Genomic DNA, 26,803 nt, shown 5'->3' with positions numbered 1-26,803 from the left:
AAAGGGGAATACGACATGGCAAAGATTCTGGTGGTCGACGATTCGGGCACGGTGCGCGACGAAGTGGCCGGCTTCCTGCGCAATCACGGGCTGGACGTCGCGACGGCCGTCGACGGCAAGGACGGGCTCGCGAAGCTCAAGGCGACGCCCGGCGTGCGCCTCGTGATCAGCGACGTGAACATGCCGAACATGGACGGCCTGACGATGGTCGAGAAGATTCGCGGCGAACTGGCGAACACGGCGGTCAACGTCGTGATGCTGACGACCGAAAGCAGCCCGGCGATGAAGGAGCGCGGCAAGGCCGCCGGCGTGAAGGGCTGGATCGTGAAGCCGTTCAAGGGCGATGCGGTGCTCGACGCGCTGAAGAAGCTCGCGGGCTGACGCGCGAGCGGCCCGGCGCGGGCTTGCGTACGCGATTTACAGCGTGCCGGGATGTCCGTATCCTGCCGGATGCCGAGGGCGGCGTGGCGGCGCATCATGCGCCGCATGCCCGGCATTGACGAACATCAGGAGCGGAACGAAGCAGATGGCAACTGAAATCGGGCGACCCGCTGCGCAGCACATCGAGTGGCGGATCGCGAAGGGCATCGTTTTTACCATCGTGGGCACGTGCATGCTGATCGGCACTGCGTTGTACGCGCAGTCGACACGCGAATTCCTGCGAACGTCGGTCGTCGTGCCAGGGCGCGTGGTCAAGCTGAACGCAGGTCCGCATCATCCGGAGATCACGTTCACGACGCTCGCGGGTGAGCAGGTCGATTATGCGCAAGGCGGCGAAGTCAGCGTCGAGGACGGCGCGACGGTCGAAGTGCGCTATGCGCCGGACGCGCCGAGGACGACCGCGCGGATGAACACGTTCGGCGCGATCTGGGGCACCGTGCTGACCATCGGCGCGATGGGTATGGTTTTTTTCGCCGTTGGCGTCGGTCAGGTGTGGTCGGGCGTGCGTGCCTCGCGTAGCGGGAGACACCCCCCGGTGCGCTGACGCAGAAGCCTGCAAAGCCTGAAACCCGCGTTATCGGGCAGCGGTCGTCGCGCTCGCCGCCGTCGCGAATTCGTCGACGACCGCTTCGATCACCGCCTGCACGCGCGCGGTCTTGTAGAGATCGGTGTGGGCGACGAGCCACACGTCGAAATGATTGCATCGCTGCGGCATGAGGCGCACCAGTTCCGGCTCGGTGTCGGCGCGGAAGCACGGCAGCTCCGCGATGCCGAGCCCCGCGAGCGTGGCCTCCACCAGCATCATCGTCGACGACGTCTGGAACATCACGCGGCCGCGCGAAGTCGGTTCGCCGCACAGCGCGTCCCACATCGTCGGCACCACCGGTTGCTGGTACATCACCAGATCGTGCCCGTCGAACGCGCTGCCGGCGACCGGCTCGCCGCGTTCGGCCAGGTAGCGGCGCGATGCGTAGATGCCCGTTTCGAGATGACCGAGCCGCCTGACGATCAGGTCCGGCGATTCCGGCCGCAACGTGCGAATCGCGAGATCCGCCTCGCGGCGCGTGAGGTTGGTGATTTGCGCCGACGTCACGCATACCACGTCGATGCCGGCATGCTTGCGCCGCACGCGGGCGATCGCCGGAACGACGAAGCGCTTGCCGAGCGTGTCGGTCGTGGCGATGCGCACCGACCCGGCCAGTTGCTCGTCGAGCCCCATTACCCGGCGCTCGATCGTCAGCGACGCGCGTTCCATCGTTTCGGCCGGTTCGAGCAGCGCTTCGCCCGCGGTCGTCAGCACATAGAGGGTCGGTGTGCGGAGAAACAGCCGGGCCGACAGTTCGTCCTCGAGCGCGGCGATCCGGCGCCCGACCGTCGCCTGGTCGACGTTCAGCTGCGCCGCGGCGCCGCGCAGGGTGCCGGTGCGCGCCAGGGCGAGGAAGAAGCGGGCGTTGTCCCAGTTCATGCGGATCGATTGTGTCATCGGGCTGGTGGCGACGGACGGGAATCGGTGATGCAGATCTGCATCAGGCAAATGCGAAATTATCACTTTTCCGCATCGCGCGGCCGGTCCTAGACTCCCGGCATCTGCCTGGAGGTGTCATGTCCGACTGCCATTCCGTTTCCGTCCCCGCACCCGTCTCGGTGGCGACACCGAACCATCCGACGGCGCGCGAGCAGCGCCTGACGCTGGCGCTCGTCGCGGTCGGCATGTTCATGGCGGTGCTCGATTCGACGATCGTCAACGTGGCGCTGCCGGCGATGCGCACGAGCCTCGGCGCGACGGTCGCGGAACTCGCGTGGATCGTCGACGCGTACACGCTCAGCTTCGCCGCGCTGATCCTCGCGGGCGGCGCGCTGTCCGACCGGTTCGGCGCGAAGCACGTGTATCTGGCCGGGCTGGCGCTGTTCGTCGCCGCGTCGGCGGCGTGCGGGGGCGCGTCGTCGGTGGCGATCCTCGTGGTCGCGCGTTTCGGGCAGGGCATGGGCGCCGCGCTCTTCCTGCCCGCGTCGCTCGCGATCGTGCGCAGCACCTTCGACGTGCCGGCCGAGCGCGCGCGGGCGATCGCGGTGTGGGCCGGCATCGCGTCGGTCGCGGTCGCCGTGGGGCCGGTACTCGGCGGAATCCTGGTCGACGATTTCGGTTGGCGCAGCGCGTTCCTGATCAACGTGCCCACCGGCGCGGTCGCCTTTGCCGGCGCGGCGGCGCTCGTTCGGGCGTCGGCCGCGCGGGACGTGCGCCCGTTCGACTGGGCGGGCCAGTGCGTCGGCGCGACGGCGCTCGGTGCGCTGTGTTTCGCGGTGATCGAACTGCCGACGCGCGGCGTCGGCGCCACGGAGGTCCGGTGCGCGCTGCTGGTCGCCGCGCTCGCCGCCGCGGTGCTGGTCGTCATCGAGCGGCGTGCCCGCCATCCGATGGTGCCGCTCGCGTGGTTTCGCAATCGCGTCTTCGTCGCGATGAACCTGATGGGCAGCCTCGTCTATGTCGGCTACTTCGGGCTGCTGTTCGTGCTGAGCCTGTACCTGCACGGGCGCTTCGGCATGAGTGCGCGGCAGACGGGGCTGACGCTGTTGCCGTTCGCGCTGAGCCTGTCGCTCGGCAATCTGCTGTCGGGAAAACTGCACGGCCGGGTGCGTCCGGTCAGGCTGATGGCAAACGGCCTCGCGATGGCGGCGCTGGCCGTTCCGGCGATCGCGCTTGCGCTCGCGCTGCGTGCGCCGTGGCCGGTGGTCTGGACGGCCATGGTCGCATTCGGCACCGGAACCGCGCTGTCGGTGGCGCCGATGATCGCGACGGTGCTCGAACAGGTGCCTGCCGACGCGGCGGGCGTGGCATCCGGGTTCCTCAACGCGGCGCGGCAGGCCGGCAGCCTGCTCGGCGTGGCCGTCGCAGGCGCCGCGACGATCCTGTTGCCGGATCCGGCCGATGCGCTGTGGGCGGTCGCGGCGCTCGGATGCGTCGCCTATGCGATAGCCGCGCTGGCGGCGAGGACGGCAGGCCGCGTGGAAGCCGCGCAGCCGCAGCCGCGCCGTTGACGCACGAGCGGCAAGGGTGTGGCGTAGTGGCCGGCAGGCCGCCGCGCACGCGCATGCGGCGACGCGGCTGGACGCGGTGCGCAATGTGGAGGACCATTTCCGGGATATGCCGCGAGCGAGCGGGCGCGATGACCACCCGCCCGCCTCGCCGCGCAACCTGTCGACCCCCGTCCAGCGGAGCCCCATGGAACCCGATCAACAGACCGCCGAGCCGATCCTGCTGCGCGACGCGCACGACGGCGTCGTCACGCTGCGGCTGAACCGCCCGCAGCAGTTCAACGCGTTGTCCGAAGCGATGCTGTCGGCCCTGCACGATGCGTTCGATACGCTGGCGGCCGATCCGCACGTGCGCTGCGTCGTGCTGGCCGCCGAAGGCAAGGCGTTTTGCGCCGGCCACGACTTGCGGCAGATGCGCGGCAAGCCCGAACTCGACTACTACCGCACGCTGTTCGCGCAGTGCAGCCGCGTGATGCTCGCGATGCGCGCGTTGCCGGTGCCGGTGATCGCACGCGTGCACGGCATCGCGACGGCGGCCGGCTGCCAGCTCGTCGCCGCGTGCGACCTCGCGATCGCGGCCGATACCGCGCGCTTCGCGGTGTCGGGCATCAACGTCGGGCTGTTCTGCTCGACGCCGGCCGTCGCGCTCAGCCGCAACGTCGCGGCCAAGCGCGCCTTCGACATGCTGATGACCGGGCGCTTCGTCGATGCGGCGACGGCCGCCGCGTGGGGGCTCGTCAACGAAGCCGTGCCCGAGGATGCACTCGATGCAGCCGTCGCGCGCAAGGTCGCGGAGATCGTCGCGAAGAGCCCGGCCGCGGTGCGTTATGGCAAGCAGATGTTCTATCGTCAGCGCGAGTTGCCGCTCGACGAAGCGTATGCGTATGCGGGCGACGTGATGGCGCGCAACATGATGGAAGAGGATGCGGGCGAGGGGATCGACGCGTTCCTCGAGAAGCGGAAGCCGACGTGGCGTTCGTGATGCGGTGACGGAGGCGGGCACGCAGCGTGTCGTTGCACGGCGCGCAACGCCGTACCGCGTCGTCGCCGGCGCGCGTGGGGGCGCTGCAAAGCGAACGGGCCGCCCGAGGCGGCCCGCAAGCAGATAGACAGCATGGCATGCGCGGCGACGCGGTCACGTACCGCCGCCGCGACGCAGCGCCGCCGGTCAGCGACCGTAGCTCCCCGTCCGCAGCGGCGCTTGCACGGTCGACGCGCCGGGCGGCACGATCACGACCGGCACGCGGCGCGCGAGCGCGCACATCAGCTCGTAGCCGATCGTGCCGCTGGCTTCCGCGACGTCGTCCACCTTCACCTGGTCGCCCCACAGCTCGACGCTCGAGCCGATGCCCGCGTTCGGGCAAGGCGTCAGGTCGACGGTCAGCATGTCCATCGACACGCGGCCGACGACGCGCGTCATCACGCCGTCCACCGCGATCGGCGTGCCGGTCGGCGCGTGGCGCGGATAGCCGTCCGCGTAGCCGCACGCGACGACGCCGATCCGCATCGGCCGGTCGGCCGTGAAGCGGCGGCCGTAGCCGACGGTCTCTTCCGGCGCGAGCGTCTGCACGCCGATGATCTTGCTGGTCAGCGTCATCGCGGCCACCAGCGGCGTGTCGGCGATATGCCGCGCAGCACCCGTCGGCGACGCGCCGTACAGGATCGTGCCGGGCCGCACCCAGTCGCGATGCGCGCGCGGATGCCACAGCACGGCCGCCGAATTCGACACCGAGCGCTCGCCCGGAATCCCGGCCGTGGTCGCGTCGAACTGCTCCAACTGCCAGTCGACTTCGCCTTCGTCGGCGTTCGCGAAATGCATCATCAACGTGATCTTGCCGATCGACGGTGCACTCGCCGCGCGTTCCCACGCGGCGCGGAACGCGGCCGGCCGATAGCCGAGCCGGTTCATGCCGGAATTCATCTTGAGCTGGATGTCGATCGGCTGCCGCGGCTTCGCGGCGATCAGCAGGTCGAGCTGTTCGTCGCAGTGAACGGCGACCGTCAGCCGGTAGCGATCGGCGAGTTCGACGTCGGCCGGCTCGAAGACGCCTTCGAGCAGCAGCACGGGCTTGTCCCAGCCGAGCTCGCGTACGCGCACGGCTTCGTCGAGATCGAGCAGCGCGATGCCGTCGGCGGCCGCGAGGCCCGGATAGATCCGTTCGATGCCGTGGCCGTACGCATTGGCCTTGACCACGGCCCACACGCGCGATGGGGCGACGGTGCGGCGGATGAAGTCGAGGTTGTGGCGGACGGCGTCGGGGCGGATATGGGCGACGATGGGACGGGGCATGGCAAGGGCTCGGGTCGGATGTCGTTCGGTGCGCGGTTGGCGCGGCGTGAAACGGTGGGCTGGCGCGACCGCGCCAAGCCAGTGTTGAACGCTATCTTATTGGTGTTCGACCAGTTTTAATTAACGTATTTGTCGACGATTTGGTGGAAATTTTGGCGCCGCAGCGGGCCGCACGCCATCCCCCGTGGCTTGCCCAGCCGAGTCTCCCGTCTAGAAAACCGGTGCGCGAACGGCATGCCGCAATGCTAAGCTCTCGGCGATCTTGTCATTGATCAATGTAATCATAACGGAGGAGACTTTGATGACGACGTCCCAGCTGTGCCTGTTCATCGTGGCGCTGTTGCCGTTCCCGATGACGTTTCTCGCCAAGGCCCGCAAGGGTTACGACAACCGCGCGCCGCGCGAGTACCTGGCGAAGCTCGAAGGCTGGCGTGCCCGCGCCCAGGCCACGCATCAGAATTCGTGGGAAGCGCTCGCGCTGTTCACGGCCGCGCTGGTGGTGGCGTGGCACAACGGCGCGAACGTGCATCGCGTCGACCAGCTCGCGGTGGCGTTCGTCGCGATCCGCGTCGTCTATGCGCTGATGTACCTGCTGAACTGGGCGTCGCTGCGCTCGCTCGTGTGGTTCGGCGGGATGGCGTGCGTCGTCGCGCTGTTCTTCGCGACGCCGTAAGCGGTTCGCCGGCAACGCGGGCCGGCTTCGCGGGCCGGCTTCGCGGGCCGGCTTCGCGAGCCGGCGCGTCAGGCGCCGCCCGCGCCCCGTGCGTGACTGTCGTTGGATGCGGGCGCAACCTTCTTCGAGACGAACGGCGGCGCGTCCGCTTCGTTGCGCAGGAACGCGATCAACGGATCGAGCAGCCGGTGTCGCGTCGACGGATGGCGGCGCAGCACGAAGCGCCACGACGCATCGCGCGAGAGGCCCGGCACCAGCGGCACCAGGCGCCCGCTGCGCAGTTCGGGCTCGATCAGCGGTACGCGCCCGAGCGCGATGCCCGCGCCGCCCACGGCCGCGCCGATCACCTGGCTGAAACTGCTGTAACGGACGATCTTCGTCTCGAAGTCGTCTGGCAAGCCGAAGTGCACCGCCCAGTTGCGCCAGTCGATTTCGGGGCTGTCCTCGTGCATTTCCTGCAGCAGCCGCGAGCGGCACACGTACCCCGAGGCGTACGGAAACAGTTCGGGACTGCAGACCGGAAACACGGTTTCCCGCATCAGCACGTCGTCGTCGGCCCGCAGCCGGTGCGCCGGTACGTGCACGATCGCCAGGTCGACGCCGCTGCGCGCGAAATCCGGCTCGTCGTCGAGCACGACCGCATGCAGCGGGGTGTCGGGATGAAGCGACGAGAATTCCGCGAGACGGCGCGCGAGCCACATCGACGAAAACGGCGCGTTGGCGGACACGGTGAGCCGTTGCGCGGTGCCGCGAATCTCGGCGCATGCGTCGGTCAGACGCGACAGCGCATCGCTGACGGCCGGCAGCAGGCGCGTGCCGGCCGGCGTGAGACTGATGCCGCCGAGCCCCGTGCTGCGTTCGAGCAGCCTGGCGCCCAGCGATTCCTCGAGCGAACGGATCTGGTGGCTGACCGCGCTGGTCGACACGTTCAGCTCGGCCGCCGCGCGCGCGAACCCGCCGAGGCGGACGGCCGCCTCGAAAGCACGCAGTGCGCTGAGGGGAGGAAGGTGCGACATGCGGGGTATTGTAGTTGACTCAACACCCGTTGAAAAATCATCTTTTGCCGCGCGCGGGCCGCGCGGGTAGCCTCGATCCGGTCCAGAAAAACGCAACGAAACACCGACCGGAGGGCTGCATGTATTTCGACCGACGACTATGGGCAATGATGACGGGACTGCGCTGGCGGGTGGCGGCGGCCGTCGCGCTCGGGCTGCTCGCGATGGGTGTCGGCATCCTCCGCTTCGTGTTTCTCGGCCGCGTGCTGGCGCTGGTTTTCTCCGGCGCGCCGGCGCGCGGCATCGGCGAAGCCGTCGTGGCAACGGCGGCCTGCGTGCTGCTGCGTGCATGGCTCGATCATCGCCGCACGGTGCTTGCGCAGCACACGGCCGGCCGGGTGCAGGCCACGCTGCGCGCGCGGCTGTTCGACCGGATCGCCGCGCTCGGCCCCGCATGGTTCAGCGGCGAACGCACGGGCGGCGTGATGCTGGCCGTCGTCGACGGCGTCGAGCAGCTGCAGACCTTCTTCGGCGTCTACCTGCCGCAGCTCGTGATCGCCGCATGCGCGCCGATCATGATCTTCGCGATGCTCGCGTGGTGGGACGTGCCGACGGCCGCGATCCTGCTGGTCGCGGCGCTCGTCACGCTCGCGCTGCCGCAGCTCGTGCATCGCGCGGACCAGCGCGCGGCGCTCGCCCGTTCGGCCGCGTTCAAGGCGTTCGGCGAGGAGTTTCTCGACGCGGTGCAGGGCCTGCCGACGCTGAAGGCGTTCGGGCAGAGCAGCGCGTTCGGCGCGAAGCTGGCCGCGAAGGCGCGCGCGCTGTCGGACAGCACGTTCTGGGTGCTCGCGCTCGGTTTGCTGACGCGGTTCTTCACGGATCTCGGCACCGGCCTCGGCGCGGCCGCGGCGATCGCGGTGGGGGCGTGGCGCGTGCGGCACGGCGACATGAGCCTCGAGGCGCTGCTGATCGTGCTGATGGCCGGCAGCGAGATCTTCCGGCCGCTGCGCGACCTGCGCGCGGTGCTGCATCAGGGGATGATCGGCCAGTCGGCGGCGCATGCGATCCATGCGCTGCTCGACGCGGGCAGTCAGGCGCCGGCCGCCGACGCACCGCGCGTGGCGGGCCTGCGGCCGGAGATCGCGTTCGACGACGTGCGCTTCGCGTATCCGGGGCGCCGCGCGGATGCCCATGCGGCGCTGAGTTTCTCGGTACGCGAAGGCGAGACGGTCGCGATCGTCGGGCCGAGCGGGGCCGGCAAGTCGACCATCGTGCGCCTGCTGCTGCGCCAGCACGACGCGCAGGGCGGCGCGGTCCGGATCGGCGGCCATGACGTGCGGACCCTCGCTGCCGACCAGGTGCGCGACATGATCGCGGTCGTCGCGCAGGATGCGACGCTGTTCGACGGCAGCGTTGCCGACAACCTGCGGCTCGGCCGCCCGGATGCGAGCGATGCCGACATGATCGCGGCCGCGCGCGCGGCCAACGCGCACGATTTCATCGCGGCGCTGCCCGACGGCTACGCGACGCGCATCGGCGAACGCGGGCTCGTGCTGTCGGGTGGCCAGCGCCAGCGCATCGCGATCGCCCGCGCGCTGCTGCGCGATGCGCCGATCCTGCTGCTCGACGAGGCGCTGTCGTCGGTCGATGCGGAAAACGAAGCGCTGATCCAGCAGGCGCTCGACCGGCTCACGCGCGGACGGACGACGCTCGTGCTCGCGCACCGGCTGTCCAGCGTGATCGGCGCCGATCGCATCCTGGTGCTCGACCAGGGGCAGGTCGTCGACGAAGGAACGCATGCGGCGCTGATCGCACGCGACGGCCCGTATCGCCGGCTGATGGGGCCGCAACTGGAAGCGGTCGCCGAATCCGTCGGCACGACGGCGGCGGCCGGCGCGACCGCGCGTGCGTCGTCGGGCCCGCAGGTGCGGCCGCTGAACGACGACGCGGCGACGATCGGCTGGCCGGAAACGGTGCGGACGCTGCTGCGCTTCGTGCGTCCATGGAAAGGCAAGGTGGTGCTGACCGTGCTGTTCGGGATCGGCCGCGTGCTCGCGTTCATCGGCGTCGGCGTGCTCGGCGCGCGAGTGGTCGGCGCGGTGCCGACCGGCCAGGTCGGCACGGGGCTGGTGGCCGCGCTGCTCGTGATCGCGCCGGTCGCGGCCGTGCTGCACTGGCTCGAATCGTGGCTCGCGCACGACATGGCGTACCGGCTGCTCGCGGAAATGCGCATCGCGCTGTTCGCGACGCTCGAACGGCTCGCGCCGGCCGGGCTGCTGCGCCGCCGTTCCGGCGATCTCGTGTCGCTCGCGACGCAGGACGTCGAGACCGTCGAATACTTTTACGCACACACGCTGGCGCCGGCATTCGTCGCGGTGCTCGTGCCGGCCGGCGTGCTGGTGTTGCTCGCGTCGGTCGCGTGGCCGCTCGCGCTCGTGCTGCTGCCGTTCCTGCTGTGGGCCGGGCTCGCGCCCGTGCTGGCCCGGCGCGACGTCGACCGGCTCGGTACCGGCGCGCGCGAAGCGCTCGGCCAGCTTGGCGCGCACCTGACCGAAACGATCCAGGGACTCGCGGAACTGACCGCGTTCCAGGCGATCGGGCGCCGGCGCGCGGCGTTCGTGGCCGAGGTCGATGCGTACCGCCGGCAGCGCGCGAAGCTGCTCGACGATCTGTCGACGCAAAGCGCCGCGCTGGAAGTCGCGAGCGGGCTCGGCGGGCTGGCGGTCGCGGCGCTCGGCGCATGGTTGTGCGCCCGCGGCGGGTTCCCGCGCGAGTCGTTGCCGCTGCTGGTGCTGGTCGCGGTGGCCGCGTTCATGCCGGTCGCCGAAATCGGCCAGGTCGCGCGCCAGCTGGCCGACACGATCGCGTCGACGCGCCGCTTGCGCGCGCTGGAGAAGGAGCCCGTGACGGTGACCGACGGCGCGCACGCGATGCCAGGCGATCCGGCGGTGCGGTTCGAGGCCGTGTCGTTCACGTATCCGGGGCGCGGCGTGCCCGCGATCGACCGCGTGAGCTTCGAGGTGCCGCCCGGCAGCACGGTCGCGCTGGTCGGCGCGTCGGGCGCCGGCAAGTCGACGGTCGCGAGCCTGCTGCTGCGTTTCTGGGACCCGCAGCAGGGCCGCGTGACGCTCGGCGGCGTCGACTTGCGCGACCTGCGGCTCGACGACCTGCGGCAGCACATCGCGCTCGTCGCGCAGGATACCTATCTGTTCAACGACACGCTCGAAGCGAACATCCGGCTCGCCGCGAACGATGCGTCCGACGCGGACGTGCGGCGCGCGATCGACCACGCGGCGCTCGGCGACTTCGTCGCGCGGTTGCCGGACGGGCTCGCGACGCGCGTCGGCGAGCGCGGCGTGCAGTTGTCGGGCGGCCAGCGCCAGCGTGTGGCGATCGCGCGCGCGTTCCTGAAGGATGCGCCGGTGCTGATCCTCGACGAGGCGACGTCGCACCTGGACACGATCAGCGAGCAGCAGATCCGCGCGGCGCTGGAGGACCTGATGACGCAGCGCACGTCGATCATCATCGCGCACCGCCTGTCGACCGTGCGCAATGCCGACCTGATCCTCGTGATGGAGCAGGGCGCCGTGATCGAGGCCGGGCGCCACGCGGAACTGATCGCGCGGCAGGGCGCGTATGCGCGGCTCGTATCGCATCAGGCGAGCGGGGTCGCGGCGTGAGCGGCGCGGCATCGGCGCGTTGCCCGTTGGCCATTGCCCGCGCGTATCGCCACCGGCATTGAGCCGAGCCGGCGGTTGCCGGCTCGGCGCGCACGGCCAGCGCGGCACGGCGCACCCCATCTTCTCTCCCCGTGCCGCCGCCCCTCGGCGCGGCGCGATCCGGCGGGGCGCTCTGCACCGCCGTCCCCCCGTTTTCCTCCGATCTATCCGCGCCGCGCGGCCCGGGTTTGTCTCGATGCATTTACCTGTTGCGGACTTTTTTGTTGTCGTAGTATCGCCATTGACAACACTTGTTGCACTAAGGTCTAATTCGACATCGCATGTTGCGGTGCGGCTTGATGTCGTCGTTCCGCCGGCCTGTTGGCCGGCTACATCGCTCAATCATGCGGAGAGAAACCATGAGTCGCCGTTCCTTCCTGAAAGCCGTCGCGGTCGTCGCCGCGCTCGGCGCCAGCCTCGCGCACGCGGATACCAAGACGCTCGTCGTCGGGACCGATACGTCGTTCATGCCGTTCGAGTTCAAGCAGGGCGACAAGTACGTCGGCTTCGATCTCGACCTGTGGGCGGAGATCGCGAAGGACCAGGGCTGGAAATACACGATCCAGCCGATGGATTTCGCGGGTCTGATTCCGGCGCTGCAGACGCAGAACATCGACGTCGCGCTGTCCGGGATGACCATCAAGGAAGAGCGCAAGAAGGCGATCGACTTTTCGGCGCCGTATTACGACAGCGGGCTCGCCGCGATGGTGCAAGCCGGCAATACGTCGATCAAGTCGATCGACGACCTGAACGGCAAGGTGATCGCCGCGAAGACGGGCACCGCGACGATCGACTGGATCAAGGCGCACCTGAAGCCGAAGGAGGTCCGCCAGTTCCCGAACATCGACCAGGCCTATCTCGCACTGGAAGCCGGCCGTGTCGACGCGGCGATGCACGATACGCCGAACGTGCTGTTCTTCGTGAACAACGAAGGCAAGGGCAAGGTGCAGGTCGCCGGCCAGCCGGTCAGCGGCGACAAGTACGGGATCGGCTTCCCGAAGGGCAGCCCGCTCGTGCCGAAGGTCAATGCGTCGCTCGTGAAGATCAAGGCCGACGGCCGCTACGCGCAGATCTACAAGAAGTGGTTCGGCGCCGAGCCGCCGAAGATGTGAGCGTGACCACGCAGCATGGCGCGGCCGAACGGCCGCGCCGGTCTTGAATCGAACGGGGAGCGACAAGTGAATTTCGATTGGTCGGCGATCTGGGCGGCGCTGCCGGACCTGATGGACGGGGTCCGGTTGACGGTGTTCATCGCATTTTTCGGGCTGGTGGGCGGCTTCGTCGTCGGAATGATCGCGGGGATGTTCCGCGCATACGGACCGAAGGCGATGAACGTGCTCGCACAGGTCTATATTGAATTGATCCGCGGCACGCCGATCGTCGTGCAGGTGATGTTCCTGTACTTCGCGTTGCCGTTGCTCGCGCATATCCGCATCGACGGCCTGACGGCCGCGATCATCGCGATCACGGTGAATTCCGGCGCGTATCTCGCGGAAGTGGTGCGCGGCGCGCTGCTGTCGATCCCGAAGGGGCTGACGGAAGCGGGGCTCGCGATGGGCCTGTCGATGCCGCGCGTGCTGCTCAAGGTGGTCGGGCCGCTCGCGTTCCGGCGGCTGATTCCGCCGCTCGGCAACCAGTGCATCGTGAGCCTGAAGGACACGTCGCTGTTCATCGTGATCGGCGTCGGCGAACTGACGCGCAAGGGGCAGGAAATCATCGCGGGCAATTTCCAGGCGGTCGAGATCTGGACGGCGGTGGCCGTCATCTATCTGCTGCTGACCGGCGCGATGACGCTGACGCTGCGGCTCGTCGAAAAGCGGATGAAAATCTTATGAGCATGATCGAATTCCAGAACGTGTCGAAGAGCTTCGGCCACGTGCCGGTGCTGAAGAACATCGACCTGAAGATCGACGCGGGCGAGGTGGTCGTCGTGGTCGGTCCGTCGGGCTCGGGCAAATCGACGATGTTGCGCTGTATCAACGCGCTGGAGAAAATCACCGGCGGCGAGCTGCTGGTCGACGGCCAGAGCGTGCGCGGCAACGCGACGACGATCCGCAACATCCGGCTCGAAGCGGGCATGGTGTTCCAGCAGTTCAACCTGTTCCCGCAAATGACCGCGCTCGAGAACGTGATGTTCGGGCCGATCCAGGTGCGCGGCGCGTCGCGCGCCGACGCGCGCGACCAGGCGATGGCGCTGCTCGACAAGGTCGGCCTCGAATCGCGCGCGAATCATTACCCGTCGGAGCTGTCGGGCGGCCAGCAGCAGCGAGTCGCGATCGCGCGGGCGCTCGCGATCCGGCCGCGGTTGATGCTGTTCGACGAGCCGACCTCGGCGCTCGATCCGGAGCTGCGCCACGAAGTGCTGAAAGTGATGCAGGATCTCGCGACCGAAGGGATGACGATGATCGTCGTCACGCACGAGATCGGCTTCGCGAAGCGGGTCGGCACGCGGCTGCTGTTCATGGATCAGGGCGGCATCGCCGAGGACGGCCATCCGGTCGACCTGATCGACCGGCCGCCGACGCCGCGCCTGAAGGAATTCCTGAAACACGTGTCCTGAACGAAACCGAAACTTCCGACATGCCGCTTTCCCTTTCTCCCGTCATCGCCGGCACGCCGTTCGACATCGGCGTGCGCCTGGGCGAGCTTGCCCGCCCGGTATTCGACGCGTACATGCAGCAGAGCAGCGCATGGCAGGCCGTGCGCCGCTGGCGCGGCCATCCGTTCGTCGACGCGTTGCGGCGGGCCGCGCTCGCCGCGTACCCCGACCTCGTCGCGGAGCTGGACGGGATCGCGGCAGGCATCGGCTGGCCGGCCGAGGACATCTTCCTGTGGAACTGCCGCGGCGAACTGATCCACAACGCGCCGGACGGCTGCACGACGCTTGCCGCGCGCGATGCGGACGGCACGCGCTGGATCGCGCACAACGAGGACGGCGATCCGTACCTGCGCGAACGGTGCCTGCTCGTCGACGTGCAGCCGGCCGGCAAGCCGGGCTTCGTCAGTTTCTACTACCCCGGCTCGCTGCCGGGCCATACGTTCGCCGCGAACCGCGCGGGCATCGCGCAAGCGATCAACAACCTGCGTATCCGCACGCCGGCGCCGGGCGTACCGCGCATGATCCTCGCGCGTGCGGTGCTCGACGCGACGTCGCTCGATGCGGCCGTCGACGTGCTGCGCCGGCACGCGCGCGCGAGCGGCTTTCATCACACGCTCGGGGCGACCGGCGATGCGCGATTGCTGAGCATCGAGGCGAGCGTCGCGCGCTGTTCGGTCATCGAGGTCGCGCGGCTCGCCGGCCATGCGAACCATCTCGTGCATCCCGGCTGCGACGCGCAAGCGCAGATCGTCACGCAGTCGTCGGCGGACCGCCAGCGTCGCGTCGACGCGTTGACGCCCGGCATCGACACGATCGACGAAGCCGCGCTGCTGCGCGTGCTCGGCGATCGCGCGCCTGAAGGATTGCCGATCTACCGCGACGATCCGGCCGATCCGGACGACGAGAACACGCTGGCGACGGCCGTGTTCGCGATCGGCGCGGCATCGATCGATTTCACCGTTCACCAACACGGCACGCAGCGCTTCGCGACGCGCATCGTGCCGTCCGGACGCGCTCACCGCGCATCCTGATCCATGAGGCCACGCATGACGACCGTTTTCCATCGCGCCCCGCGCGCCACCTTGCCCGTTGCCGTCGCAGGCGACGGCATCGAGATCATCGATTCGACCGGCAAACGCTATATCGACGCGTGCGGCGGCGCGGCCGTATCGTGTCTCGGCCACAGCAACCAGCGCGTGATCGACGCGATCAAGCGGCAGGCGCAGCAATTGCCGTACGCGCACACGTCGTTCTTCACGACCGACGTGGCCGAGGAACTGGCCGACCGGCTCGTCGACGGCGCGCCGGCCGGGCTCGATCACGTGTATTTCGTGTCGGGCGGCTCCGAGGCGATCGAAGCCGCGCTGAAGCTCGCGCGCCAGTATTTCGTCGAGAAGGGCGAGCCGCAGCGCCGTCATTTCATCGCCCGGCGCCAGAGCTATCACGGCAACACGCTCGGCGCGCTCGCGATCGGCGGCAACGCATGGCGACGCGAGCCGTTCCTGCCGCTGCTGATCGAGGCGCACCACGTGAGCCCGTGCTATGCGTACCGCGACCAGCAGGCCGGTGAAACCGACGAAGCGTATGCGCAGCGCCTCGCGGACGAGCTCGAACGGAAGATCGTCGAACTCGGCGCGGAAAACGTCGCGGCGTTCGTCGCGGAAACGGTGGTGGGCGCGACGGCCGGCGCCGTGCCGCCGGTGCGCACGTACCTGCAGAAGATTCGCGCGGTGTGCGACAAGTACGGCGTGCTGCTGATCCTCGACGAGATCATGTCGGGGATGGGGCGCACCGGTTACCGGTATGCCTGCGACGAAGACGGCGTCGCGCCCGATCTGCTGACGATCGCGAAAGGGCTCGGCGCGGGCTACCAGCCGATCGGGGCGACGCTGGTGAGCGACCGGATCTATCGCACGATCGTCGACGGCTCGGGCTTCTTCCAGCATGGTCACACGTACCTCGGCCATGCGACCGCCTGCGCGGCCGCGCTCGAAGTGCAGCGCGTGATCGCCGAGGACAAGCTGCTCGACAACGTGAAGGCGCGCGGCGAGCAGTTGCGTGCGTCGTTGCGCGAGCATTACGGCGCGCACCCGCACGTCGGCGACGTGCGTGGCCGCGGGCTGTTCGTCGGCGTCGAGCTCGTGCGCGATCGCGACACCAAGGCGACGTTCGCCCCCGCGCTGAAGCTGCACGCGGCGGTCAAGCGCGAGGCGATGCAGCGCGGGTTGATGGTGTATCCGATGGGTGGCACGATCGACGGCGTGCACGGTGATCACATCCTGATCGCGCCGCCGTTCGTGTGTACCGCGCAGCAGATCGATACGATCGTCGAGCGGCTGTCCGGTGCGATCGGCGCGGCGCTCGCGTCGGCCGGTGCATGAACCCCGATCTCAGCGAATCCTCACCATGACAGACAGACTGCCTCCTTTCGACCCCGCGTCGGCCACCGACGAACAGAAGGCCGTGCTCGCAGACATTCTCAGCGGCCCGCGCGGCAACCTGAACGGGCCGTTTCTCGGCTGGATCGCGAGCCCCGAGCTGGCCCAGCACGCGCAGAAGCTCGGCGCGTTCTGCCGCTATCGCACCGGGCTGCCGCTGCGCCTGTCGGAGCTCGCGATTCTCGTGACGGCCGCGCGCTGGCGCTCGCAGGCGGAGTGGCACATCCATCATCCGATCGCGCTCGAGGCCGGCGTGCCGGCCGCGACGGCCGACGCGATCCGGCTCGGCGTCGCGCCTGCCTTCGAATCGGACGACGACGCGCTGATCCATGCGTTCGCCACCGAGCTGTACGACACGCGCCGCGTGAGCGACGCGACGTTCGCGCGCGCGCAGGCGCGTTTCGGCCACGAGACCGTGGTGAACCTCGTCGCGCTGCTCGGCTACTACGCGCTCGTCGCGATGACGCTGAACACGTTCGGTATGCGCGCAGACGGACAAACTGATTTGCCGTTTCCGGAATAATCGCCGCCGGCGCGTGTGTCGGCGGCATGCCGCGCACGCGCCGGATGGCCCGAAAAGCGCGTATACGCGGGCTTTTCGGCGTTTCGGCGCGGATCGTTCCGGCATCTCGCCGCATCGTGACGACGCCCGCCGCGCGGCCTGCGCGTCAGTGCAAGAAATTTTTCCCGTACCTAGAATTCTGGCAAACAGCTTACGGGGGAAATATCGATGCGCTGGGTCCTGCTGATCGTGTTCATTGCGTGTGTCGTGTACACGCATCGGCGCGGCAAGGTTCGGCACGGGTTGTTCCGGCAACTCTCCGACCACTCGACCTTTACCGCGCCGCTGAACTGCTTTTCATACGCGTTCTCGTCGGTGCCGACCACCCCGTTTCTCGACACGGATCACTTTCCGGAGCTCGCGGTGCTGCAGCGCGAATGGCGCACGTTCCGCAGCGAAGCGCTCGCGTTGCGCGACGCGAGCCGGATCAAGGCATCGGGCGAGTACAACGACATCGGTTTCAATTCGTTCTTTCGCAACGGCTGGAAGCGTTTCTACCTGAAGTGGTACGACGCGCCGCATCCGTCCGCGCAGGCATTGTGTCCGCGCTCGGTCGAGATCCTGTCGCGGATTCCGTCGATCAAGGCCGCGATGTTCGCGCAGTTGCCGCCGGGCGGCAAGCTCGGGCTGCATCGCGATCCGTATGCGGGCTCGTTGCGCTACCACCTCGGGCTCGACACGCCGAACGACGACGCGTGCCGGATCGTCGTCGACGGCGAATCGTATGCATGGCGTGACGGCGAGGCCGTGATGTTCGACGAGACGTACCTGCACTGGGCCGAAAACCGCACCGCGAACGATCGCGTGATCCTGTTCTGCGACATCGAGCGCCCGATGAAATATCGCTGGGCGCAGCGCATCAACGATGCGTTCGGGCAACTGCTGATGCGCGCGGCCGCATCGCCGAACGAAACGGGCGATCGCACGGGCGGGCTCAATCGCGCGTTCCGGTACCTGTATGCGATTCGCCGCGCCGGCAAGCGGTTGAAGGCGTGGAATCGCACCGTGTACTACATCGTCAAGTGGCTGCTGTTCGGCGGGATCGCGGTCGCGATCTTCTGTATCTGACGGGCGAGGGCGGGCAATTTTTTCCCGTCTGACGATAGTGCGGCGCGGCATCGGACGGCCCCCGCCGGCCTGCGCCGACATCAATGCAACCAAATGTATTCATGCGGGATCAACGGACGTTGGCCGCGTATGATGGCTTGTTCACGTCGATATGATCGGTGAGCAAGCATGACGAGTACCCGTAAAACCATGATGATCGCCGGCGGGCTCCTGGTCGCCGCAGCCGGCACCGCGTACGTGATGCTCCTGCGCGCGGACCACCGTGCGATCGAGGACGCCGGCATCGGCGATTCGGCCGCGCCTGTTGCCGCGGCGCCCGCGGGCAACGACCACGCGGTGCAGGGCGCGATCGCGCCGCCGGCACCGGCTGTCGCGACGGCGCCGAAGCAGGCGGCTGCCGCACCGCCTCCCACCGCATCCACGCCCGCGCCGGCCGCCACTGCCCGCGTCGTCGCCCCGCCTGCAGCGGTTGCCGCGGTTCCGGTGGTCAGCGACAAGCCGCAACCGGTGACGAAGCCGGCTGCCCCGCCGCCGAAAGTCAACGTCGTGACGGTCGACGCTCAGGATTCGACCCCAGCGACGCCGCCGCCCACGCCGGCCGCCAAGCCCGCTCGGTCGGCTCAGTCCGCCGCACCCGCACAGGTCACGCAACGCGCGCCGCGCAAGCGCGATGGCCTCGAACGCCACGCCGCCGCCGCGCCGCCGGCCGCGACGAAATCCGAAACGCCGGAGACGGCGGCGCTCGTCAGGGAATCGGCGAAGCTCGACCCGTCGTTGCCGCCGCCGCCGATGCAGTCGATGCCGTCGGCGAGCACCGGTTCGTATCGGCAGGGCGGTTCGTCGTCCGGCGCGAATCCGGTAGCCGCCGCGATGACCGAGCAGCTCGTCAGGGAGTCGAGCCATTTCAAGACCACGACGCCCGTGCCCGCGAACGGCGGCCCGACCGCGACCAAGTAGCCGCGGGCGTCCTCGGCATAAAAAGGGCCCCGCACGCCGACCAAAGCATGCGGGGCCAAGAGAGACAAACTGTTTGCCGTCGGGCTGACGTCCGTCAGGCGGCGACCGCTTCTTCGACTCGCGGCTGCGCGGTGGCGGCCGGCGCCGCCACGTCCTGCCGGATCAGGTGGTCGAACGCGCCGAGCGACGCCTTCGCCCCTTCGCCGACCGCGATCACGATCTGCTTGAACGGCACCGTCGTCACGTCACCGGCCGCGAACACGCCCGGCACCGACGTCGCGCCGCGCGCATCGACGACGATCTCGCCGTGCTTCGACAGTTCGACCGTGCCTTTCAGCCATTCGGTGTTCGGCACGAGGCCGATCTGCACGAACACGCCTTCGAGGTCGACGCGCTTCGTTTCACCGGAACGCAGATCCTTGTAGACGAGCCCGTTCAGCTTGCTGCCGTCGCCGGTCAGTTCGGTCGTCTGCGCTTGCGTGACGATCGTCACGTTCGGCAGGCTGCGCAGCTTGCGTTGCAGCACTTCGTCCGCGCGCAGTTGCGCGCCGTATTCGATCAGCGTGACTTCCTTCACGATGCCGGCGAGGTCGATCGCGGCCTCGACGCCCGAGTTGCCGCCGCCGACCACCGCGACCCGCTTGCCCTTGAACAGCGGGCCGTCGCAGTGCGGGCAGTACGCGACCCCGCGGTTGCGGTATTCGCGCTCGCCCGGCACGTTGATTTCACGCCAGCGTGCGCCGGTCGCGAGGACGATCGTCTTCGCTTTCAGCACCGCGCCGTTCGCGAGACGGATCTGGTGCACGTCGCCCGGGATCAGCGCGTCGGCGCGTTGCACGTCCATGATGTCGACGTCGTACTGCTTGACGTGCTGCTCGAGTGCGGTCGCGAACTTCGGCCCTTCGGTTTCCTGCACCGACACGAAGTTCTCGATCGCCATCGTGTCCAGCACCTGGCCGCCGAAACGCTCGGCGACGACACCCGTCGCGATGCCCTTGCGTGCGGAGTAGATCGCAGCAGCCGCGCCCGCCGGGCCGCCGCCGACGATCAGCGTGTCGAACACCGGCTTGTTTTCGAGCGACTTCGCCGCGCGTTCTCCGGCGCCCGTATCGAGCTTCGCGAGGATTTCCTTCACGCTGCTGCGGCCCTGGCCGAACGACGCGCCGTTCAGGAACATCGTCGGCACGGCCATGATCTGGCGCGACTCGACTTCATCCTGGAACAGTGCGCCGTCGATCGCGACGTGGCGGATGCGCGGGTTGATCAGCGACATCACGTTCAGCGCCTGCACGACTTCCGGGCAGTTCTGGCACGACAGCGAGAAAAACGTTTCGAATGCGTAGTCGCCGTCGAGCGCGCGAATCTGTTCGATCACGTCGTCGTCGAGCTTGATCGGATGGCCGCCCGTCTGCAGCAGCGCGAGCACGAGCGACGTGAATTCATGGCCCATCGGGATGCCGGCGAAACGGATGCCGGCCGGCTTGCCGGGCTCGCCGATCGAGAACGACGGCTTGCGCTCGGCGTCGTCGCGGCGTTCGGTCACGGTCACGCGATCCGTCAGCGACGCAATCTCGTTCAGCAGCGCCAGCAGTTCCTGCGATTTCGCGCTGTCGTCGAGCGAGGCGACGAGTTCGATCGGGCGCGTGATTTTTTCGAGGTACGCTTTGAGTTGGTTCTTGAGATTGGCGTCGAGCATGGCGTTTCGGATTCCGTATTGATTATGCTGGTCGGGCACGTCGTGCCGGAGGAGGGGGCGGGGCGCGCAGTGCGTGGCCCGCCGTCGCGCGCCTCGTGCGAGGCGCGCGGAGCGATCGTCAGATCTTGCCGATCAGGTCGAGCGACGGGGTCAGCGTTTCCGCACCCGGCGTCCACTTGGCCGGGCACACTTCACCCGGGTGCGCCGCGATGTACTGCGCCGCCTGGACCTTGCGCAGCAGTTCGCCTGCGTCGCGGCCGATGCCGTTGTCGTGGATTTCGCACAGCTTGATCTCGCCTTCCGGGTTGATCACGAACGTGCCGCGCAGCGCCATCCCTTCTTCCTCGATCAGCACGTCGAAGTTGCGCGACAGCGTGAGCGTCGGGTCGCCGATCATCGGGTACTTGATCTTGCCGATCGTGTCCGACGTGTCGTGCCAGGCCTTGTGCGTGAAGTGCGTGTCGGTCGACACACCGTAGATTTCGACACCCAGCTTCTGGAATTCCGCGTAACGGTCGGCGAGGTCGCCCAGTTCGGTCGGGCACACGAACGTGAAGTCGGCCGGGTAGAACACGACGACGGACCATTTGCCCTTGAAGTTCTCTTCCGAGACCGGCACGAAATCGCCGTTGTGGTAAGCGGTTGCCTTGAACGGCTTGATTTGGGTGTTGATGATCGGCATCTGGACAATTCCTTTTCTTCAGTGGTGAGTGGAGTGTTGCCAGTATCCGGGTTCACCCTGAGCTTGTGAAATTGCTTGTTTCAATCCGCGGCATCGGGATTTTCTATCTGCTTCCGGCCCTTGATTGGCGGGGGCCGAAGGCGATTCGGGCGGGGCAGAGGTTGTACATGCCTTCACCATTCCGAGCGCAGGTCCTCCTGGCCGGCAATCTCGCGCCCCTTCCGTAGACCGAACCCATTGTTGACAAGTGTGTGTCCGTGTCGCGTGATACAGCATCGATTGCGTCGCCGATGATTTCGGCGCGGGGCGGTCCCTGGCCCCTGCGATGATGCTCAACGCGGCATGCTGGTCATCCGACAGGTCGATCGGGATGGTGGGCATTGCAATCTTCCTGACTTGACGCAGCCATCATCGACATGCGGCCGCGTAAATGCAGGATCGCCGCCTGTCCGAAGCGAATGCCGATTCCCGGTTCGGCAGGCGGGGCACACCCCGCTCAAATCCCCGCCATCTCCCGCAACCATGCCGCCAGCCGCCGCGCCCCGTCCGGCATGTCCGCGTCCTCGCGCGTGCACAGGTAGTAGTCGCGTCCGTCGTCGAGCGCGTGATCGAACAGTTGCACGAGCTCGCCGTTCGCCAGTTCGCGCTGGACCAGCGGCGCGCGCAGCAGCGCGGCGCCGAGATCCGCGCGGGCGGCGCTCAGCGTGAGCTGGCCATCCTCGAACATCGGCCCCACCGCGTGCGACACGTGCCGCACGCCGGCGCCCTGCAGCCAGTTGACCCACGTGCTGCGATCCTCGTCATGCACGAGCGGCGCGCGGGCGAGATCGGCCGGCGTGCGGAACGGCCCGTGACGCTTCAGGAACGACGGGCTGCACATCGGCACCATCGCGCCCGGCAGCAGCCGCTCGCAGCGATAGCCGGGCCAGTCGCCGGTGCCGAAGCGGATCGACAGATCCGACGCATCGCTTCGGTAGTTGCGGTGATGCGCGTACAGCACCGTGACGTCGACGTCGGTGTTGTCGGCCAGGAACGCATGCAGTCGGGGAATGAACCAGCCGATGCCGAGCAGCGGAATCAGGCTGACGGTGATCTGGCGCAGCGACGAACGGTCGCGCACGAAGCGCGTCGCGCTGCGCAGCACCGAGAATGCCGCGCTGATCGACCGGTAGTAGTCGCGCCCTTCGTCGGTGAGCGCAAGCAGCCGGCCTTCGCGTACCGTCAGCGGCGTCTGGATGAACGCTTCGAGCAGTTGCAACTGATGGCTGACCGCCGACGGCGTGATGTCGAGTTCGCCGGCCGCCGCGGTGACCGAACCGAGACGCGCGAATGCTTCGAACGCACGCACCGCGCGCAGCGGTGGATCGTGCGGCAATTGTTCGATATTTTTCATGTATCGAATTTTATCGAAAAGTCAGGGTAAGCGACAACACAAAAATATCCCGTATTTACAAAGATATACGCTAATGTGTGGAGAACGGCATAAGCATCCAACAATTGGATATTTGGGGTTTGAATGTCGAATATTTAATATTTTTCATGTTTTTGATCCGATTGACCGGCCCCCGCACATGAAAATCGCTTTCCTCCCCGCCAGCCTCGCCTTCTCGGCGGCCGCCCTGGTCGCCTCCGTTCCCGCGTTGGCGCAGTCCGCTCCGCAGACGGTCCTGATCGGTCTCGCCGCGCCGCTCACCGGCCCGTCCGCGCGGATCGGCAAGGACTTGCAGAACGGCGCGCAACTCGCGATCGACGACGCGAACGCGAAGCATCCGACCATCGGCGGCAAGCCGGTCGTCTACAAGCTCGTCGCGGCCGACGACCAGTCCGACCCGCGCACGGCCGTCGCGGTCGCGCAGCAACTCGTCGACCAGCACGTGATCGGCGTCGTCGGTCACTGGAACACGGGCTGCAGCGTGCCGGCGTCGCGCGTGTACCGCGATGCGGGCATTCCGCAGATCGCGCCGGCGTCCACCGGCCATCAATACACGCAGCAGGGCTACGCGACGGCGTTCCGCATCATGGGTCACGACGATGCGGGCGGCCATTTCACCGGTGCGTACGCGGTGAAGACGCTGAAGGCGAAGCGCATCGCGGTGATCGACGATCGCACGTCGTTCGGCGCGGGGCTGGCCGAGCAGTTCATCAAGGGCGTGCAGGCGAACGGCGGGACCATCGTCGATCGTCAGTACGTGAACGACAAGACGACCGATTTCAGCGGCGTGCTGACCGCGATCAAGGGCAAGCGCGCGGATCTCGTGTTCTTCGGCGGCCTCGACGCGCAAGCCGCGCCGATCGCGCGCCGGATGCGCCAGCTCGGCGTGAACGCGCCGCTGCTCGGCGCGGGCGGCTTCGTGAGCCAGACCTTCCTGTCGCTCGCCGGCAAGGACGGCGACGGCGTGACGGCGCTCGAACCGGGCCTGTCGCTCGACCGGATGCCGGGCGGCAAGGCGTTCGACACGCAATACCAGGCCCGTTTTCATGCGCCGATCGAGCTGCATGCGCCGTTCGCGTACGACGCGGCCGCCACGCTGATCGCGGCCGCGCAGAAGGCCGGCACGACGCAGCCGGCGAAGCTGGTCGCGGCCGTTCGCGCGATCGACCGGCCCGGCGTGACGGGGCGCATCGCGTTCGACGCCGAAGGCAACCTGAAGGATCCGGCCTTCACGATCTACCAGGTGCGCGGCGGCAAGTGGGCCGTCGTCGACGTGCTCGGCGGCTCGCGCACCGCAGCCAAGTAACGACAAAACGACCAACACGATCCCCATGACCGAAGCGAACCAGACATCCGCCGCCGCCCCCGAGGACTCGCGCCTCGGGATCCTCGCGCGGCGCCGCATCGAAGCGGAAATCATCAAGCCGATCTACGAGATCATGAAGCGCGAGTTCGGCGCCGAGCGCGCGCAGGCCGTGATCGCGGAAGCCGTGCGCGGCGCGGCCGTCGACGCGGGCCGGACGTTCGCCGCGCAGGAGCCGGACGGCACGAGCGTGAAATCGTTCATCGCGCTGCAGGTGCTGTGGGAGAAGGACGATGCGCTCGACGTCGAGGTGCGGCGCGCGGACGACGCGCACTACGACTACGACGTGCATCGCTGCAGTTACGCGGAGATGTATCACGCGATGGGGCTCGGCGAGATCGGGCACCTGCTGAGCTGCGCGCGCGACAGCTATTTCATCCAGGGCTATGCGCCGGACATCGCGCTCACGCGCACGAGCACGATCATGCAGGGCGGCAAGCGCTGTGATTTCCGCTATGCGCTGCAACCCGCGCCGGAGAACGGCGATGCGTGACGCTCCCGCAAGCATGCCGCGCGTCGACGGCGACCGCCTGTGGGCGTCGCTCGAACGGATGGCGCAGATCGGCGCGACGCCGAAGGGCGGCGTGTGCCGTCTCGCGCTGACCGACCTCGACCGCGAGTCGCGCGACCTGTTCGTGCAGTGGGCGCGTGAAGCCGGCTGCACGGTGCGCGTCGATCGGATGGGCAACGTGTTCGCGCGCCGCGCCGGTCGCCGTCCCGACGCCGCACCGGTGATGACGGGCTCGCATGCCGATTCCCAGCCGACCGGCGGGCGTTACGACGGCATCTACGGCGTGCTCGGCGGGCTCGAAGTGGTGCGTGCGCTGAACGACGCGGCCATCGAGACCGAGCGTCCGGTCGACGTCGTGATCTGGACCAACGAGGAAGGCTCGCGCTTCGCGCCGGCGATGGTGTCGGCCGGCGTGTTCTCGGGCGTCTATACGCTCGAATATGGGCTGTCGCGCACCGACGGCGCGGGCCGGACGATCGGCGAGGAGCTCGAACGGATCGGCTACGCGGGCGCGGAGCCGGTCGGCGGCTATCCGGTGCACGCGGCATATGAGCTGCACATCGAGCAGGGCGCGATTCTCGAACGGGCCGGCAAGACGATCGGCGTCGTGACGGCCGGGCAGGGGCAGCGCTGGTACGAGGTGACGCTCACCGGTGTCGACGCGCACGCGGGCACGACGCCGATGGCGTTCCGCCGCGACGCGCTGGTCGGCGCGGCGCGGATGATCTCGTTCGTCGAAGTGCTCGGCCGCCGCTACGCACCGGATGCGCGCGCAACGGTCGGGATGATCGAGGCGCGGCCGAATTCGCGCAACACGGTGCCGGGCGGCTGCTTTTTCACGGTGGAATTCCGGCATCCCGACGATGCGGTGCTCGACGAACTGGACGCGGCGTTGCGCGCGGAGCTCGCGCGCGTGGCCGACGAAACCGGCCTCGGCGCGCAGATCGAGCAGATCTTCACGTATGCGCCGGTGCCGTTCGCGCCACGCTGCATCGACACGGTGCGCGACGCGGCGCGCTCGCTCGGGCTGTCGCACATGGACATCGTGTCCGGCGCGGGCCACGACGCGTGCTATGTCGCGCGTGTCGCGCCGACCGGCATGATCTTCGTGCCGTGCGTCGACGGGCTGAGCCACAACGAGGCCGAAGCGATTACGCCCGAATGGGCGACGGCCGGCGCCGACGTGCTGTTGCGCGCGGTGCTGCAGAGCGCGCAGGAAGCGTAAGCGCGACGGGTGCGGCCGGGGTGGCCCGCGTTACTTCCCCGCGTTGCGCCGCGCCATGTACGCGAGATACGCGACGATCTGGTCGAGTTCGCGGTCGCTCAGTTGATCGGGCGGAAATGCCGGCATGCTGCGGCCCGGCCAGTCGCGCACCGACGCCGGGTTGCGGATGTAGCGACGCAGCGCGGCCGGCTGGAAGTAGTCGACCGGATTCATCGGCGTGTTCAGGTCGGGGCCGGCGTGGCTGCTGCCCGCGCCGTCGATGCGGTGGCACGCGAGACATTGCGTGACGAACAGGTGCTGGCCCGCGCGGGCCGGATCGTTCGCGGGCAACGCGGCGTCGACGGCGAGCGACGGCCAGCGCGCGAGCGGCGACGATTCGATCGTGATGCGCACGATCTGGTACGGCCACTGCTCGCCGCGCACCGACGACGCGTCCGGCCCGAGCCACACGAGATAGAACGGCCCCGCGCTGACCTGCTTGCCGGGCAGTTTCGGCCACGGATGGGCCGGATCCTCGATCGCGAGCCACGGGATCGCGCCGGCCGGCGCGCGGCGGCGCACGAGATCGAGCGGCAGTTGCGCGGCGAAACCGTCGGCCGCGCGCGTTTCGAGCACCCCGTCGGCCGGCAGCGGCGTGTCGCCGAGCAGCGCGGCGAACGGCACGGCGCGGAACGTCATCGGCCGGCCGTACGCGATGTCGCGCGGCACGTGGATGTCGGTCGCGTCCGTACGGGCGAGCAGCGTCTGGCGGGTGACGGCGCGGGCCGTGCCGTCGGTGTCGAGTTCGAGCGTGGACTGGGCCGACGCGCGTTGCCCGAGCAGGCAAACCGTCAGCAGCACAAGCGAAAACCACTGGCGCTTCAGCATTCGTTCTCCGGGAAAGGGCGTTCCGGCGGCGGCAGGAGGCGGGACGCCGCGGCCGATGGAAGGAATCGGGCGACAGTCTATCCGGTACGGGCGGCGCTGGCGAATTCGGCGCGGGAAACGCGCGGCGGCGATGATTGGACCAGCACGCGCCGGCGCCCGACTACCGGGCGCGTGACGGGGCGAGGGCGCGTCGTCGCGCGATCCGGACGGGGAAAACGACAGGCACGGTGGCGGCACGCGATCTGCCCGCGC

General features: G+C 68.5%; 24 protein-coding genes. 17 read left to right on the top strand and 7 right to left on the bottom strand.

All coding sequences use genetic code 11. The features are described from left to right. The first annotated feature begins 15 nt into the window (after positions 1-15). Positions 16-381, top strand: coding sequence for a response regulator (locus tag DTA15_RS24265; protein ID WP_006486240.1), 366 nt, complete (start codon positions 16-18; stop codon positions 379-381). Between the two features lie 145 nt (positions 382-526). Then, positions 527-985, top strand: a complete 459-nt coding sequence (locus tag DTA15_RS24260) for a DUF3592 domain-containing protein (RefSeq protein WP_006486234.1) — start codon at positions 527-529, stop codon at positions 983-985. 30 nt (positions 986-1,015) lie between these two features. On the opposite strand, the gene DTA15_RS24255 is transcribed toward DTA15_RS24260, so the two are convergent. After that, entirely contained in the window at positions 1,016-1,906 is an 891-nt protein-coding gene (locus DTA15_RS24255; protein ID WP_006491368.1) for a LysR family transcriptional regulator, read from the bottom strand. Between the two features lie 137 nt (positions 1,907-2,043). Between DTA15_RS24255 and DTA15_RS24250 the strand changes: the two genes are divergently transcribed. After that, positions 2,044-3,477, top strand: a complete 1,434-nt coding sequence (locus DTA15_RS24250) for an MFS transporter (RefSeq protein WP_006486223.1) — start codon at positions 2,044-2,046, stop codon at positions 3,475-3,477. A gap of 184 nt (positions 3,478-3,661) precedes the next feature. Beyond that, positions 3,662-4,456 carry an enoyl-CoA hydratase gene (locus DTA15_RS24245; protein ID WP_006486235.1) on the top strand — a complete coding sequence of 265 codons (795 nt, stop codon included), beginning with the start codon at positions 3,662-3,664 and terminating at the stop codon, positions 4,454-4,456. 186 nt (positions 4,457-4,642) lie between these two features. Here the strand turns inward: DTA15_RS24245 and alr are convergent, their stop codons facing one another. After that, positions 4,643-5,764 carry an alanine racemase gene (gene alr, locus DTA15_RS24240; RefSeq protein ID WP_006486226.1) on the bottom strand — a complete coding sequence of 374 codons (1,122 nt, stop codon included), beginning with the start codon at positions 5,762-5,764 and terminating at the stop codon, positions 4,643-4,645. Positions 5,765-6,065: 301 nt separating this feature from the next. Here alr and DTA15_RS24235 point away from each other — a divergent pair, with 301 nt between their 5' ends. Next, entirely contained in the window at positions 6,066-6,437 is a 372-nt protein-coding gene (locus DTA15_RS24235; protein WP_006486225.1) for an MAPEG family protein, read from the top strand. A gap of 68 nt (positions 6,438-6,505) precedes the next feature. Here DTA15_RS24235 and DTA15_RS24230 read toward each other — a convergent pair whose 3' ends face one another. Beyond that, the gene (locus DTA15_RS24230; protein ID WP_006486231.1) at positions 6,506-7,453 is read right to left on the bottom strand and encodes a LysR family transcriptional regulator; all 948 of its coding nucleotides are present in this window, start codon (positions 7,451-7,453) and stop codon (positions 6,506-6,508) included. A 119-nt stretch (positions 7,454-7,572) separates the two neighbouring features. Between DTA15_RS24230 and DTA15_RS24225 the strand changes: the two genes are divergently transcribed. The 9 genes from DTA15_RS24225 to DTA15_RS24185 all read left to right on the top strand — a co-directional run bounded on the left by DTA15_RS24225 (position 7,573) and on the right by DTA15_RS24185 (position 18,775). Beyond that, positions 7,573-11,112 carry an ABC transporter ATP-binding protein/permease gene (locus DTA15_RS24225; protein WP_006486228.1) on the top strand — a complete coding sequence of 1,180 codons (3,540 nt, stop codon included), beginning with the start codon at positions 7,573-7,575 and terminating at the stop codon, positions 11,110-11,112. Between the two features lie 398 nt (positions 11,113-11,510). Then, complete coding sequence (gene glnH, locus DTA15_RS24220; protein WP_006486224.1) at positions 11,511-12,263, top strand: glutamine ABC transporter substrate-binding protein GlnH; 753 nt, start codon at positions 11,511-11,513, stop codon at positions 12,261-12,263. Positions 12,264-12,278: 15 nt separating this feature from the next. Beyond that, positions 12,279-12,986, top strand: coding sequence for a glutamine ABC transporter permease GlnP (gene glnP / locus DTA15_RS24215; protein ID WP_020979474.1), 708 nt, complete (start codon positions 12,279-12,281; stop codon positions 12,984-12,986). Beyond that, positions 12,983-13,711: a glutamine ABC transporter ATP-binding protein GlnQ gene (glnQ, locus tag DTA15_RS24210; RefSeq protein WP_006486238.1), complete on the top strand. Its 729-nt coding sequence runs from the start codon at positions 12,983-12,985 to the stop codon at positions 13,709-13,711. The genes glnP and glnQ overlap by 4 nt, the downstream gene beginning before the upstream one ends. A gap of 20 nt (positions 13,712-13,731) precedes the next feature. Beyond that, positions 13,732-14,781, top strand: a complete 1,050-nt coding sequence (locus DTA15_RS24205) for a C45 family autoproteolytic acyltransferase/hydrolase (protein WP_006486227.1) — start codon at positions 13,732-13,734, stop codon at positions 14,779-14,781. Positions 14,782-14,796: 15 nt separating this feature from the next. Continuing rightward, entirely contained in the window at positions 14,797-16,131 is a 1,335-nt protein-coding gene (locus tag DTA15_RS24200) for an aspartate aminotransferase family protein (RefSeq protein WP_006486239.1), read from the top strand. Positions 16,132-16,156: 25 nt separating this feature from the next. Further along, complete coding sequence (locus tag DTA15_RS24195; RefSeq protein WP_006486233.1) at positions 16,157-16,711, top strand: carboxymuconolactone decarboxylase family protein; 555 nt, start codon at positions 16,157-16,159, stop codon at positions 16,709-16,711. Positions 16,712-16,918: 207 nt separating this feature from the next. Beyond that, positions 16,919-17,818 carry a lipid A hydroxylase LpxO gene (lpxO, locus tag DTA15_RS24190; RefSeq protein ID WP_006486222.1) on the top strand — a complete coding sequence of 300 codons (900 nt, stop codon included), beginning with the start codon at positions 16,919-16,921 and terminating at the stop codon, positions 17,816-17,818. Between the two features lie 168 nt (positions 17,819-17,986). Then, positions 17,987-18,775 carry a hypothetical protein gene (locus DTA15_RS24185; protein WP_012493262.1) on the top strand — a complete coding sequence of 263 codons (789 nt, stop codon included), beginning with the start codon at positions 17,987-17,989 and terminating at the stop codon, positions 18,773-18,775. A gap of 94 nt (positions 18,776-18,869) precedes the next feature. On the opposite strand, the gene ahpF is transcribed toward DTA15_RS24185, so the two are convergent. The 3 genes from ahpF to DTA15_RS24170 form a co-directional block, all read right to left on the bottom strand. Continuing rightward, complete coding sequence (ahpF, locus tag DTA15_RS24180; protein ID WP_006488688.1) at positions 18,870-20,471, bottom strand: alkyl hydroperoxide reductase subunit F; 1,602 nt, start codon at positions 20,469-20,471, stop codon at positions 18,870-18,872. Between the two features lie 118 nt (positions 20,472-20,589). Then, complete coding sequence (gene ahpC, locus DTA15_RS24175; RefSeq protein ID WP_006488685.1) at positions 20,590-21,153, bottom strand: alkyl hydroperoxide reductase subunit C; 564 nt, start codon at positions 21,151-21,153, stop codon at positions 20,590-20,592. A gap of 496 nt (positions 21,154-21,649) precedes the next feature. Then, complete coding sequence (locus DTA15_RS24170; RefSeq protein ID WP_006488686.1) at positions 21,650-22,546, bottom strand: LysR substrate-binding domain-containing protein; 897 nt, start codon at positions 22,544-22,546, stop codon at positions 21,650-21,652. Positions 22,547-22,724: 178 nt separating this feature from the next. Between DTA15_RS24170 and DTA15_RS24165 the strand changes: the two genes are divergently transcribed. The 3 genes from DTA15_RS24165 to DTA15_RS24155 are packed head-to-tail and all read left to right on the top strand — an operon-like array spanning position 22,725 to position 25,684. Continuing rightward, positions 22,725-23,891: a branched-chain amino acid ABC transporter substrate-binding protein gene (locus tag DTA15_RS24165; RefSeq protein WP_012493263.1), complete on the top strand. Its 1,167-nt coding sequence runs from the start codon at positions 22,725-22,727 to the stop codon at positions 23,889-23,891. A gap of 25 nt (positions 23,892-23,916) precedes the next feature. Then, positions 23,917-24,441 carry an L-2-amino-thiazoline-4-carboxylic acid hydrolase gene (locus tag DTA15_RS24160; protein ID WP_006488690.1) on the top strand — a complete coding sequence of 175 codons (525 nt, stop codon included), beginning with the start codon at positions 23,917-23,919 and terminating at the stop codon, positions 24,439-24,441. Next, a complete protein-coding gene (locus DTA15_RS24155) occupies positions 24,434-25,684 on the top strand; it encodes a Zn-dependent hydrolase (protein WP_006493440.1) in 1,251 nt (416 codons plus the stop codon). The genes DTA15_RS24160 and DTA15_RS24155 overlap by 8 nt, the downstream gene beginning before the upstream one ends. A gap of 30 nt (positions 25,685-25,714) precedes the next feature. On the opposite strand, the gene DTA15_RS24150 is transcribed toward DTA15_RS24155, so the two are convergent. After that, positions 25,715-26,551 (bottom strand): c-type cytochrome, encoded by an 837-nt coding sequence (locus DTA15_RS24150; protein WP_006488689.1) that lies wholly within the window; start codon positions 26,549-26,551, stop codon positions 25,715-25,717. Positions 26,552-26,803 lie beyond the last annotated feature (252 nt).

This window comes from Burkholderia cenocepacia (genome assembly GCF_900446215.1).
Lineage (GTDB): Bacteria > Pseudomonadota > Gammaproteobacteria > Burkholderiales > Burkholderiaceae > Burkholderia > Burkholderia cenocepacia.
This window is presented reverse-complemented; position numbering and strand designations above follow the sequence as displayed.

Bases quoted from the DNA above. Each gene is read 5' to 3' on its own strand.
- lpxO (WP_006486222.1), top strand. From the start codon at position 16,919: ATGCGCTGGGTCCTGCTGATCGTGTTCATTGCGTGTGTCGTGTACACG.
- glnQ (WP_006486238.1), top strand. From the start codon at position 12,983: ATGAGCATGATCGAATTCCAGAACGTGTCGAAGAGCTTCGGCCACGTG.
- DTA15_RS24155 (WP_006493440.1), top strand. From the start codon at position 24,434: ATGCGTGACGCTCCCGCAAGCATGCCGCGCGTCGACGGCGACCGCCTG.
- DTA15_RS24185 (WP_012493262.1), top strand. From the start codon at position 17,987: ATGACGAGTACCCGTAAAACCATGATGATCGCCGGCGGGCTCCTGGTC.
- DTA15_RS24165 (WP_012493263.1), top strand. From the start codon at position 22,725: ATGAAAATCGCTTTCCTCCCCGCCAGCCTCGCCTTCTCGGCGGCCGCC.
- DTA15_RS24150 (WP_006488689.1), bottom strand. From the start codon at position 26,551: ATGCTGAAGCGCCAGTGGTTTTCGCTTGTGCTGCTGACGGTTTGCCTG.
- DTA15_RS24260 (WP_006486234.1), top strand. From the start codon at position 527: ATGGCAACTGAAATCGGGCGACCCGCTGCGCAGCACATCGAGTGGCGG.
- DTA15_RS24245 (WP_006486235.1), top strand. From the start codon at position 3,662: ATGGAACCCGATCAACAGACCGCCGAGCCGATCCTGCTGCGCGACGCG.
- ahpF (WP_006488688.1), bottom strand. From the start codon at position 20,471: ATGCTCGACGCCAATCTCAAGAACCAACTCAAAGCGTACCTCGAAAAA.
- DTA15_RS24235 (WP_006486225.1), top strand. From the start codon at position 6,066: ATGACGACGTCCCAGCTGTGCCTGTTCATCGTGGCGCTGTTGCCGTTC.
- DTA15_RS24205 (WP_006486227.1), top strand. From the start codon at position 13,732: ATGCCGCTTTCCCTTTCTCCCGTCATCGCCGGCACGCCGTTCGACATC.
- alr (WP_006486226.1), bottom strand. From the start codon at position 5,764: ATGCCCCGTCCCATCGTCGCCCATATCCGCCCCGACGCCGTCCGCCAC.
- glnP (WP_020979474.1), top strand. From the start codon at position 12,279: ATGGCGCGGCCGAACGGCCGCGCCGGTCTTGAATCGAACGGGGAGCGA.
- DTA15_RS24195 (WP_006486233.1), top strand. From the start codon at position 16,157: ATGACAGACAGACTGCCTCCTTTCGACCCCGCGTCGGCCACCGACGAA.
- DTA15_RS24265 (WP_006486240.1), top strand. From the start codon at position 16: ATGGCAAAGATTCTGGTGGTCGACGATTCGGGCACGGTGCGCGACGAA.
- DTA15_RS24160 (WP_006488690.1), top strand. From the start codon at position 23,917: ATGACCGAAGCGAACCAGACATCCGCCGCCGCCCCCGAGGACTCGCGC.
- DTA15_RS24250 (WP_006486223.1), top strand. From the start codon at position 2,044: ATGTCCGACTGCCATTCCGTTTCCGTCCCCGCACCCGTCTCGGTGGCG.
- DTA15_RS24230 (WP_006486231.1), bottom strand. From the start codon at position 7,453: ATGTCGCACCTTCCTCCCCTCAGCGCACTGCGTGCTTTCGAGGCGGCC.
- DTA15_RS24200 (WP_006486239.1), top strand. From the start codon at position 14,797: ATGACGACCGTTTTCCATCGCGCCCCGCGCGCCACCTTGCCCGTTGCC.
- DTA15_RS24225 (WP_006486228.1), top strand. From the start codon at position 7,573: ATGTATTTCGACCGACGACTATGGGCAATGATGACGGGACTGCGCTGG.
- DTA15_RS24170 (WP_006488686.1), bottom strand. From the start codon at position 22,546: ATGAAAAATATCGAACAATTGCCGCACGATCCACCGCTGCGCGCGGTG.
- DTA15_RS24255 (WP_006491368.1), bottom strand. From the start codon at position 1,906: ATGAACTGGGACAACGCCCGCTTCTTCCTCGCCCTGGCGCGCACCGGC.
- ahpC (WP_006488685.1), bottom strand. From the start codon at position 21,153: ATGCCGATCATCAACACCCAAATCAAGCCGTTCAAGGCAACCGCTTAC.
- glnH (WP_006486224.1), top strand. From the start codon at position 11,511: ATGAGTCGCCGTTCCTTCCTGAAAGCCGTCGCGGTCGTCGCCGCGCTC.